At 66.3% G+C, this 1215-nt stretch carries 1 protein-coding gene; it reads right to left on the bottom strand.

Going from position 1 to position 1215, the window contains the following annotated elements; translation table 11 throughout:
* Positions 1-1215: Do family serine endopeptidase (locus tag O9335_RS14430; protein ID WP_298389329.1), on the bottom strand; the 1215-nt coding region annotated here is incomplete at both ends.

Below are 1215 nucleotides of genomic sequence, written 5' to 3'. Positions count from 1 at the left end.
ACTTCTCGGCCTTGGCCACACTCGCCCGCACCTGGTCGATGTTTTTCACCGGCACGCCGTTGATGGACAGCAGCACGTCGCCAGGTTCTACACCGGCGAGAGCCGCGGGGCCGCTGGCTTGCTGTACGACCAGGCCGTTGTCGACACCGGCTTCCTGCTTTTCGTCGGGTTGCATCGGGCGCAGGGCCAGGCCCAGCTTGCCCTGGTTGGCGGCGTCTTTTTTACCCGCTTCGGCCTTGGCCGATTTCTCGTCGGCGCTGCCCAGCCTGGCGGTGACTTCTTTGGCTGCACCCTGGCGCCAGACGTCCAGCTTGACGCTGTCGCCGGGCGCTGCCAGTCCGATGATGGCGGGCAGGTCGCCTGAGGAGACGATGCGCTGGCCGTTGACGCTGCGGATCACGTCGCCGGACTGCAGGCCGGCCTTCTCGCCGGGGCCGCCTTTCTCCACCATGGACACCAGTGCGCCTTCGGGCTTGTCGAGCTTGAAGGAGTCGGCAAAGGCCTGGTTGACCTCCTGCACCGCCACGCCCAGGCGTGCGTGCTCGACCTTGCCGGTGGCGACCAGCTGGTTCTTGATGCGGGCTGCCACGTCGATCGGGATGGCAAAGGACACGCCCTGGTAGCCGCCGCTGCGGCTGTAGATCTGCGAGTTGATACCGACCACTTCGCCGCGGGTGTTAAACAGCGGGCCGCCCGAGTTGCCGGGGTTCACGGCCACGTCGGTCTGGATAAAAGGCACGGCGCTGTCGTCGGGCAGCGAGCGGCCCTTGGCGCTGACAACGCCTGCCGTCACGGTGTTTTCAAAACCGAAGGGCGAGCCGATGGCCAGCACCCATTCGCCGACTTTCAGGTCGGCCACCTTGCCGAGCGTGACGACGGGCAGGTTTTTGGCGTCGATGCGCAGCACGGCGACGTCGGTCTTGGGGTCGGCGCCCAGCACCCTGGCGCGGTACTCACGCCGGTCGGTCAGCTTGACAGTGACTTCCTTGGCGTCGCGCACCACGTGGGCATTGGTCAGGATGATGCCGTCGGGGCTGACGATAAAACCCGAGCCCTGGCCGCGTGTGGGCATTTCCTGCGCGTTGCCACGCCCGCCGGGACGGCCCTGGCCTTGCTGGAAGCGTTTGAAGAATTCGAAGAAAGGGTCGCCCGAGGGTGTGTCGTCGTTGTCGTCATCGTCGCCTTGGGCCATGGGCGAGTCGTTGCGCACCTTGG

It is taken from the genome of Inhella sp., from assembly GCF_027532025.1.
Classification (GTDB): Bacteria; Pseudomonadota; Gammaproteobacteria; order Burkholderiales; family Burkholderiaceae_C; genus Inhella.
The sequence above is the reverse complement of the archived record's forward strand: the minus strand, read 5'-3'. Positions and strand labels throughout refer to the sequence as shown.